Source organism: Pedobacter sp. ASV28, from assembly GCF_016428855.1.
Lineage (GTDB): Bacteria > Bacteroidota > Bacteroidia > Sphingobacteriales > Sphingobacteriaceae > Pedobacter.
The window spans coordinates 43,696-53,590 of record NZ_JAELTN010000039.1 but is presented as its reverse complement, the minus strand read 5'-3'; the positions used below and the strand labels follow the sequence as shown (position 1 = coordinate 53,590).

Genomic DNA, 9,895 nt, shown 5'->3' with positions numbered 1-9,895 from the left:
AGAATACCATCTGGCAATAAAAAACTGATAAGGGTTTGTTCGGCTTGGTTCAAGGGAATCGTAACTGTTGTAAACTACAAAAGAAACAAATTATTTCATTCCCCCCAACTTTTCCGCTTGATCCATTTTAGCATGAAATTTGGAATAAAAGAAGAGGATGGTGAAATGGCTAAACAAAAAAGAGGATAGTTTCCCATCCTCTTTTTTCTGTGCACTTGTAGGGATTCGAACCCCAAACCTTCTCATCCGTAGTGAGATGCTCTATCCAGTTGAGCTACAAATGCAATTCCGTAATTGTTAACGGACTGCAAAGGTAATGCTTGAAAATTAAATTTGCAATTTTTTCTTTTAATTATTTATGCAGATAATTTAAACAAATTTTAATTATTTGAAAAACAATTCATTTACTGCTATTTAATTCACTTCCGCTACAGGCTTATACCACACAGATCTTAGCCACAAGGCTGGTTTCGCCCATATCGGGTTTAATTGGCAGGTACTATGCGCACACTAAAGTTCCCTAAACCGGATTGAAGTGGTAATACTTTTTATTAAGTTTTTACCAAACTTCGTAAGTTTTAAAGAACTTACGAAGTTTAAGCATTCTGCACAGGCCTTGAATTTTGGCTACTCTCTCTAGGGAGAGTAGCCAAAGACAAAGAGGATCTATCCTGCAACTACTTTATTAATCGCTGCAAAATCTGGCAAATTACCGGCATCTTCCAGTACCTCGGCATAAACGATCTTGCCTCGTTCGTCAATTACAAAAGCCGATCTTTTGGCCACACCTTTTAGCCCAAGTACAAAATCTGCATACAAAGCACCATAGGCTGCCGCTGTTTCTTTATTGAAATCAGACAACAATGGAAACTGATAAGCCTGTTCCTCTTTAAACTTTGCTAAAGCAAACGGAGAATCGACCGAAATTCCTAAAATTTGCGCATTCAAACCATCGTAATAACCGAAATTATCTCTCATGGTGCAAAGCTGCGTAGTACAAACACCAGTAAACGCCAAGGGAAAAAAGTGAAGCACCACTTTCTTTCCTGCAAAATCGCTCAAAGAAACTTCCTTAAGCTCTGAATTATTTAATTTAAAATCTGGAGCTTGATCTCCTACTTGTAATGACATATTATAATTGTTAAATGTTTAACTGTTTAATTTGGTTAATCGGTTAATTGCAGGCAAGTTCGCAAGACCGATCCATATACGCTTTATCTTTGTTCTTTATTCTTTGCTCCTTTATCCTTACCCTAGTTGCCGCCTAACCACTTCCAATCCCTCTTCAAAACTATGTGGTTCGTAATTTAACTCGGTCATCGCTTTGTCTAAAATAAATCCTGTTTTTTTGGGACGCTTGGCCTCTTGGCCTAAACTGTCCGAGCTGACCTCCTTAATAAGGTTTTTATCTAGATTCCAAAAATCGGCTACCCGTTTTACCAATCCTACAACATTCATCATATCTCGACCAGATATATGATAAATCCCCTCTGCTTCTTGTTCAACGGCCAATAAGCAAGCCTCGGCCAAATCTTCTGCAAGCGTGGGCATTCGCCATTGATCATTTACCACATGAATTGGTTTCCCATTTTCCAAGGCATTTTTTGCCCAAAGCACAATATTGCTTCGGCCCATATCTTTCAAAATGCCATACACCAATATCGTTCTCAATATAGACCACTTACCTTTCATCTGTTGCGTTAACCATTCTCCCTGTAGCTTGCTTTCTCCATAAAAACTTACAGGGCTGGGCACATCTTCTTCCCTGTATGGACCGTTCAAGCCATCAAACACAAAATCAGTAGATATATATATAAAATGTATCTGCATTTTTTCGCAGAGCGATACCAGCTGCGCAGTAGCCTCTACATTTAGTTTCAAACAGGCTTCGCGCTCCTGATGACAGATATCTACATTGGTCATGGCAGCGGTATGAATAATAGCATTAGGTTTATATTTTAGCAACAATGCTTCTACCCTATGCCCATCAGTAATATCCATCTCTTCGTAAACATAGCCTGTATGCTCTGGGAACCTATTCACGCCCCTATTTGTAGCTATCAAATGAATGCTTTTTCCTGCTATAATTTTCTCGGTAATTTTTTGACCTAAAAGACCGTTGCTGCCTGTAACCAAAACTGTTTTCATCGAGACTAAATTAGCATTTAATAAACTGTTGAAAAACATTTTATTTATATGTAAAAATTACATGAAAATATTATAACTTTGCAAACCGAAAAGCAGGCGTACAAAACCGCCTTTAACATTTTGATTTTTATAATTTTACCAAATACAAAATATGCCTAATATTGGAAAAATAGCGCAAATTATAGGACCGGTAGTCGATGTAAGCTTTGTTAACGATGCCACTTTACCTAAAATTTTCTCTGCTCTGGAGATTACCAAAGAAAATGGTCAAAAAATCGTTCTTGAGGTTCAACAACACCTAGGCGAAGATCGTGTACGTGCAATTTCAATGGACTCTACTGATGGTTTAGTTCGCGGAATGGATGTGGTGGATACTGGCGCAGCGATTAAAATGCCTGTTGGCGACCAAATTAAAGGTCGTTTATTTAACGTAGTTGGCGAAGCGATTGACGGGATCAATACTGTTGACAAAACTGATGGTCGCCCGATCCATGCTAATCCTCCTAAATTTGAAGATTTATCTACAGAAACCGAAGTACTTTTTACAGGTATTAAAGTGATCGACTTATTAGAGCCTTATGCAAAAGGTGGTAAAATTGGATTATTTGGTGGTGCTGGTGTAGGTAAAACTGTATTAATTATGGAGCTGGTAAACAACATCGCTAAAGCATATGCTGGTTTATCAGTATTTGCCGGTGTTGGAGAGCGTACTCGTGAGGGTAATGATTTACTTCGTGAGTTTATCGAATCTGGTGTAATCAACTATGGTGATGAATTCTTGCACTCTATGGAAAAAGGTGGATGGGATTTGAACGCGGTTGATACAGAAAAATTAAAAGAATCAAAAGCAACATTGGTTTTCGGTCAAATGAACGAGCCTCCAGGTGCACGTGCTCGTGTAGCCCTGTCTGGATTAACCGTTGCAGAATATTTCCGTGATGGTGATGGTGAAGGCGCTGGAAAAGACATCCTTTTCTTCGTAGATAACATCTTCCGTTTTACTCAGGCAGGTTCCGAGGTATCGGCTTTATTAGGTCGTATGCCATCTGCAGTAGGTTACCAACCAACATTGGCAACTGAGATGGGTTTAATGCAAGAGCGTATTACTTCAACCAAACGTGGTTCAATTACTTCAGTACAGGCCGTTTACGTACCTGCGGATGATTTAACTGACCCGGCTCCGGCAACAACTTTTGCCCACTTGGATGCTACTACTGTACTTTCCCGTAAAATTGCTGAGTTAGGGATCTATCCTGCGGTGGACCCATTGGATTCTACTTCACGCATCCTTTCTCCTGCTGTTTTAGGCGATGAGCACTATAACACCGCTCAACGTGTGAAAGAAACTTTACAACGTTATAAAGAATTACAAGATATCATCGCGATCTTAGGAATGGACGAATTATCTGAGGAAGATAAATTGGTCGTATCTAGAGCTCGTCGTGTTCAACGTTTCTTATCTCAACCTTTCCACGTAGCCGAGCAGTTTACAGGCTTAAAAGGTGTACTAGTTGACATTAAAGATACCATCAAAGGATTTAACATGATCATGGATGGTGAAGTTGACGAATATCCTGAAGCTGCATTTAACTTGGTTGGTAGCATTGAAGATGCCATTGAAAAAGGTAAAAAATTATTAGCAGAGGCTAATAATTAGGATATAGTAGTTAGTGCTTAGTTTATAGATTACCGTCTTTAGCCTAAGTACTACCTCATTAATTTATTTAGTGAATTGGTTCTAACTACTAATTACTAAATACTAACTACTAGAGAGAAATGAAATTAGAAATATTAACTCCAGACAAGAAAGTTTTTGAAGGCGAAGTAACTGCAGTTACAGTTCCTGGCACTTCAGGCTCTTTTCAAATTTTGAAAGATCATGCGCCTATCATCTCTACCTTAGAAGATGGGCCTGTTGTGGTAAAAGAAGTTACAAACACCGAGAACATATTCAATATCAAAGGTGGCGTTGTTGAAGTACTGGATAATAAAATTATTGTTTTGGCAGAGGCCGTTGTAGCTTAAGTCAAAATTACAGTTTACTCAAAGCCCTGAACTTTCGTTCAGGGCTTTTTTTGTTTTGCAATATCTTACCTACATTTTGAGCAAAATGTCGATCGCCCAAGAAGTTGATTATGATTATAGCAGCCACGTTATATTATCAGATTAACTTACCATAAGTCAACAATAAGTTAAAGCTTTCTATCTAACTTTATTTATGATCATTTAAAAGTTGAACGAAATGAAAGAAGAATACCTTAACCTACCACTTGTCAAAAACCAAGAAAAACAACGTTTCCAATTAGAAATAGATGGCCATATTGCCTTTATTGATTATGAAGAAGAAGACAAGATCACCAAACTCATTCATACAGAAAGTCCAGCAGCTTTAGCAGGAAAAGGTGCAGCAACAGCACTTATTGAAAAAACATTGAATTACCTGGAAGAAAATTCCTATTCCCTTGTACCATTATGCCCATTGGTATTTGCCTACATTAAAAGGCATACTGAATGGAAAAGATTAGTTCCATCTAAATACCTAAAATTTTTTAATAGGCAAGACTAACCAAATCATTATAACCGTATGTGTCTATCTAAATTCACTTAAATTTCTGGTATTTTTTTGATCCTCCATCTTTCATCTTTTTATGACATTTCTCACTTTCACGCCGAAATTCTCCTAAATACAATGCAAGCATAATATCTGTACCGAATACCGTTTTCATATTCGGTATACAATTATCACATATTTACACCTTAATAACCCAAATTAACAATATTTTATTCTTTAAAAAAAGAACAAAACAAAATATTATACTTAATTGAATAATTTCATTTTACCTATTGCTATTTTTTGAACCAAATACTAAATTGGTATTTATAAAAACCATCGAAATAATCATACCTAAAGTAACATGAAAGTGAACACACTAAATAGCAATGTCAACCTCTTTGGTTTTACCGAAGTACTGCTGCTTAATGTGCTATTTCTAAAGCAATGCAAGGGTTCGTTATAACGATATTGATGTAAAATCAAAAAAAGCGTCCCTTTCTTCAAAAAATGGGACGCTTTTTTTAAAACAAAACAAACCATTATGATTATAGAGATCATAATAGCTTCATCACAATTGAAGAAAAAGTAAATACAGATGAAAATGAATTATTACAATTCGAACACGGTAATTTATCTAAATGGCCAATTTGTAAAAGCCAGTGAAGCAAAGACCGATTTATATGGTCAATCTTTACACTATGGCTTTGCTGCATTTGAAGGCATTAGGGCTTACAAAACCCACAATGCTACCCGAATTTTCAAGGCCAGAGAACACTATGAAAGGTTAAAACGTTCATGCGAATTAACTGGCATTCCATTTAATTGGAATATCGAGGACCTAATTAGACAAACTTACAAGCTGCTCGAACTGAATAATTTTAAAGATGCCTATATAAGACCATTGGTATTTAGCGAACCGCAAATGACACTGGTAGCACCTGAAAAAGTATCCATTATGCTCTGCGCCTGGGAATGGGCAGCTTATTTAGGAGACCGCCAATTAAAAGTAAGCATTTCCCCCTTTGAACGCCCAAATCCAAAGTCGACTTTCATCGAGGCAAAAATTAGTGGAAATTATGTCAACTCTATATTGGCGACTACCGATGCCAAAAACAGGGGATTTGATGAGGCTTTATTGTTAGATATGCAAGGTAACGTAGCAGAAGCACCTGGGGCCAACTTTTTCATTGAAAAAAATGGCAAGTTATATACGCCGGCAAAAGGTAATATTCTTTCGGGCATTACCAGGGCCACCCTTATCGAACTTTGTAATGTACTTGACATTGAGGTCATTGAAAAAAAAATAAGTGTATCCTTTTTGAAAGAAGCCGATAGTGCATTTTTTTGTGGAACAGCAGTAGAAGTTGCTGGTATACACACCATTGATGACGTGGTATTTAGGCAGAGATGGAGAGATAGCATTGGCGCTACCCTACAAAGAGCATATAAAAACCTGGTATTAGAAAAAGTAAACTATGAAGTGATCATTTAATTTTTCTTCTTGATAATTTGTTAGTATGTTTGGCTGGAAAGAACAAAACATGCGTTTGAACACAGTCATTATTAACAACATTATCCTAATTCCTCATCAGGGGGATGGCAATCGTTGTATATAGTGAAAAGATACTATAGCGAAACCGCCTCCCAAAAAGAGGCGGTTTTTTTTTGATTTGAACAGAACAAACAACAATAATAAATGGAATTAAACAAATACAGTAAGACTTTTACGCAAGACCCAACCCAACCAGCAGCACAAGCCATGCTTTATGGAATTGGCCTAACCGATGCCGATATGGAGAAAGCCCAGGTAGGTATTGCCAGCATGGGCTATGATGGTAATACCTGCAACATGCACTTGAACGATTTAGCCCAAGTCGTAAAAAAAGGCGTCTGGAATAATGGTTTAGTCGGTCTTACTTTTAATACCATTGGTGTAAGTGATGGTATGAGCAATGGAACGGAAGGGATGCGCTACTCTTTGGTTAGCCGTGATGTGATTGCAGACAGTATTGAAACCATTTGTGGTGGACAATATTATGATGGTGTAATTTCCATCCCTGGCTGTGATAAAAATATGCCGGGTGCTATTATGGCAATGGCCCGTTTAGACCGCCCATCTATTATGGTTTACGGTGGCACTATTGCACCTGGTCATTATAAAGGCGAAGAATTGAACATCGTTTCTGCTTTTGAGGCCCTAGGTCAAAAAATATCTGGTAATTTATCTGATGAAGATTATCAGGGGATCATCAAACATACTTGCCCAGGTGCTGGAGCTTGTGGTGGTATGTATACCGCAAACACCATGGCTTCGGCAATTGAAGCTTTGGGAATGAGCCTACCTTACTCGTCATCAAATCCTGCTATCAGCGAAGAAAAGAAAAATGAATGCTTAGACGCTGGTAAGTATATCCGTATCCTTTTAGAAAAAGACATTAAGCCTTCAGATATTATGACCCGTAAGGCTTTTGAAAATGCTATTCGTACCATCATTGTTTTAGGCGGAAGTACAAATGCAGTACTGCATTTCATCGCCATTGGAAAGGCTGTAGGTGTAGAAATTACGCAAGACGACTTCCAACGCATGAGTGATATTACACCTGTATTGGCAGACTTTAAGCCAAGCGGTAAATTCTTAATGCAAGACCTACATCAATTTGGCGGTACACCTGCAGTGATGAAATACTTATTAAATGAAGGTATTTTACATGGAGATTGTTTAACGGTAACCGGACAAACTGTTGCTGAAAACTTAAAGGACGTAAAATCTATCATTGATTATAACCAACCCATCATACAAAAGCTAGACAACCCAATTAAAGCTACCGGGCACTTACAGATTTTGTACGGAAACTTAGCAGAAAAAGGTTCGGTGGCGAAAATCTCTGGTAAAGAAGGCGAAAAGTTCGAAGGACCAGCAAGAGTTTTTGATGGTGAACAAGATTTAGTGGCTGGAATTGCTTCTGGAAGAATCAAGAAAGGAGATGTGGTGGTCATTAAAAACGAAGGTCCAGTTGGAGCGCCAGGCATGCCCGAAATGCTGAAACCAACATCCCTAATTGTTGGTGCTGGCTTAGGCAAGAGTGTTGCTTTAATTACTGATGGTCGTTTTTCTGGAGGCACCCATGGTTTCGTAGTAGGACACATTACTCCAGAAGCTTATAAAGGAGGAACCATTGGTTTAGTGGAAGATGACGATCTTATCGTAATCGATGCTGCAAACAATACCATCAACCTTATGGTCAGTAACGAGGTCATCACAGAACGTAGAGCGAAATGGCAACAGCCTAAACTGAAAGTCAGCAAGGGCGTATTGTATAAATATGCAAAAACCGTATCCGATGCTTCTGAAGGTTGTGTAACCGACGAAATGTAACAATTAACCTAAACTGAAAACTTCCATTCATAAATATTAAGAAACTATGGAAACCTTACAAGATATAGAGACCAAAAAGGCAACGACAACCTCCCCTACTTTTAAAGGTTCGGGCTCACAAATGTTGTTGAATGCACTTATTGAAGAAGGTGTAAGCACTATTTTTGGCTACCCAGGTGGTGCAATTATGCCCATCTATGATGCCCTTTATGATTATGCTGACAAACTAGAGCACATTTTGGTACGCCACGAACAAGGTGGGATCCATGCTGCTCAAGGTTATGCGAGAACCAGCGGAAAAGTAGGTGTGGCATTTGCCACCAGCGGCCCGGGGGCAACCAACTTGGTAACCGGTCTGGCTGATGCTCAAATAGACAGTACGCCTTTAGTTTGTATCACCGGACAAGTATTTGCACACCTTTTAGGTACAGATGCTTTCCAAGAAACTGATGTGATTAATATTACTACCCCAGTTACCAAATGGAATTACCAGATTACCGATGCAAAAGAAATTCCTGAGGTATTGGCAAAAGCTTTTTATATAGCTAAAAGTGGCAGACCAGGTCCTGTATTGATCGACATTACCAAAAATGCGCAGTTGCAAATCGAAGAATTTGAAGCTTATGTAAAATGTAATCATATCCGCAGCTATAGACCTAAACCAAAAGTAAGGATTGAGTTTATCGAAGAAGCGGCTAAACTGATTAACAGCGCCCAAAAACCATTTGTATTATTTGGTCAAGGCGTGATTTTAGGCAATGCGGAAAAAGAATTTAAAGCATTTATCGAAAAAACAGGTATCCCTGCCGCCTGGACCATCATGGGCGAAGGCGCTATTCCAACCGACCACCCTTTAAATGTTGGAATGTTGGGCATGCATGGCAATTATGGTCCAAACGTATTAACTAACGAAGCAGATGTGATTATTGCTATTGGTATGCGTTTCGATGACCGTGTAACCGGGCGTTTAGACAAGTATGCCAAACAGGCTAAGATTGTTCATTTAGATATAGACCCCGCCGAGATTGATAAAAATGTTAAAGCTGAAGTTGGTGTTTGGGGCGACTGCAAAGAGACCTTGCCCATCTTAACCAACTTGGCAAAAGAAAATAAACACGAAACATGGTTAGCTCAATTTAGAGATTACAACCAACAAGAGATAGACCAAGTCATTACACCAGAATTATACCCTTCTGGTGAAGAAATGACCATGGGAGAAGTACTAAGAAACATCAACGAAATTTGTGGCGGAGAAGCGATTATTGTAACCGATGTTGGTCAGCACCAAATGGTAGCTTGCCGCTATGCCAAGTTTAATAATACCCGCAGCAATATCACTTCAGGTGGCTTAGGCACCATGGGCTTTGGTTTGCCTGCAGCTATTGGTGCTAAATATGGTGCACCAAATAAAACGGTAATTGCCATTATTGGCGACGGCGGTTTCCAAATGACTCCACAAGAGTTGGGTACCATTATGCAATTTGGTGCTGCAGTTAAGATCCTAATTTTGAACAATCGTTTCCTAGGCATGGTTCGTCAGTGGCAACAGTTGTTCCATGACAAACGCTACTCTTTTGTGAACATCACCAGCCCTGATTTTGTGGCCTTAGCTAAAGCATATTACATAGCTGCTGATAAAGTTGACGAACGTGCAAACTTGAGAAAAGCCTTAGAAACCATGATTAACCACGAAGGCTCTTACCTATTGGAAGTAATGGTGGGCAGAGAGAACAATGTTTTTCCAATGGTTCCGCAAGGAATGAGCGTAAGTGAAATTAGATTGAAATAATTAGAGCAAAGAATAAGGACAAAAGAAC

The 9,895-nt window shown here is 38.7% G+C and carries 9 protein-coding genes and 1 tRNA gene; 7 read left to right on the top strand and 3 right to left on the bottom strand.

Annotated elements, in window-relative coordinates; translation table 11 throughout:
• A partial coding sequence (locus JHD79_RS22820) for a hypothetical protein (RefSeq protein ID WP_233164721.1) occupies positions 1 to 189 on the top strand: 189 nt, incomplete at its 5' end.
• Between the two features lie 21 nt (positions 190 to 210).
• Here JHD79_RS22820 and JHD79_RS14830 read toward each other — a convergent pair.
• The 3 genes from JHD79_RS14830 to JHD79_RS14820 all read right to left on the bottom strand — a co-directional run bounded on the left by JHD79_RS14830 (position 211) and on the right by JHD79_RS14820 (position 2,148).
• A tRNA-Arg gene (locus tag JHD79_RS14830) sits at positions 211 to 284 on the bottom strand.
• 382 nt (positions 285 to 666) lie between these two features.
• Positions 667 to 1,131 carry a redoxin domain-containing protein gene (locus tag JHD79_RS14825; RefSeq protein WP_199120080.1) on the bottom strand — a complete coding sequence of 155 codons (465 nt, stop codon included), beginning with the start codon at positions 1,129 to 1,131 and terminating at the stop codon, positions 667 to 669.
• Positions 1,132 to 1,248: 117 nt separating this feature from the next.
• A complete protein-coding gene (locus JHD79_RS14820) occupies positions 1,249 to 2,148 on the bottom strand; it encodes an SDR family oxidoreductase (protein WP_199120079.1) in 900 nt (299 codons plus the stop codon).
• Positions 2,149 to 2,299: 151 nt separating this feature from the next.
• On the opposite strand from JHD79_RS14820, the gene atpD reads away from it, so the two are divergent.
• From atpD to ilvB, 6 genes are all read left to right on the top strand, one after another.
• Positions 2,300 to 3,805, top strand: a complete 1,506-nt coding sequence (gene atpD / locus JHD79_RS14815) for a F0F1 ATP synthase subunit beta (RefSeq protein WP_199120078.1) — start codon at positions 2,300 to 2,302, stop codon at positions 3,803 to 3,805.
• Between the two features lie 119 nt (positions 3,806 to 3,924).
• The gene (atpC, locus tag JHD79_RS14810; RefSeq protein ID WP_199120077.1) at positions 3,925 to 4,173 is read left to right on the top strand and encodes an ATP synthase F1 subunit epsilon; all 249 of its coding nucleotides are present in this window, start codon (positions 3,925 to 3,927) and stop codon (positions 4,171 to 4,173) included.
• Between the two features lie 217 nt (positions 4,174 to 4,390).
• Positions 4,391 to 4,714, top strand: coding sequence for a GNAT family N-acetyltransferase (locus JHD79_RS14805; RefSeq protein ID WP_199120076.1), 324 nt, complete (start codon positions 4,391 to 4,393; stop codon positions 4,712 to 4,714).
• A gap of 589 nt (positions 4,715 to 5,303) precedes the next feature.
• Complete coding sequence (locus JHD79_RS14800; RefSeq protein ID WP_199120075.1) at positions 5,304 to 6,194, top strand: branched-chain amino acid transaminase; 891 nt, start codon at positions 5,304 to 5,306, stop codon at positions 6,192 to 6,194.
• Positions 6,195 to 6,398: 204 nt separating this feature from the next.
• Entirely contained in the window at positions 6,399 to 8,078 is a 1,680-nt protein-coding gene (gene ilvD / locus JHD79_RS14795; RefSeq protein ID WP_199120074.1) for a dihydroxy-acid dehydratase, read from the top strand.
• 46 nt (positions 8,079 to 8,124) lie between these two features.
• Complete coding sequence (ilvB, locus tag JHD79_RS14790; RefSeq protein WP_199120073.1) at positions 8,125 to 9,867, top strand: biosynthetic-type acetolactate synthase large subunit; 1,743 nt, start codon at positions 8,125 to 8,127, stop codon at positions 9,865 to 9,867.
• Positions 9,868 to 9,895 lie beyond the last annotated feature (28 nt).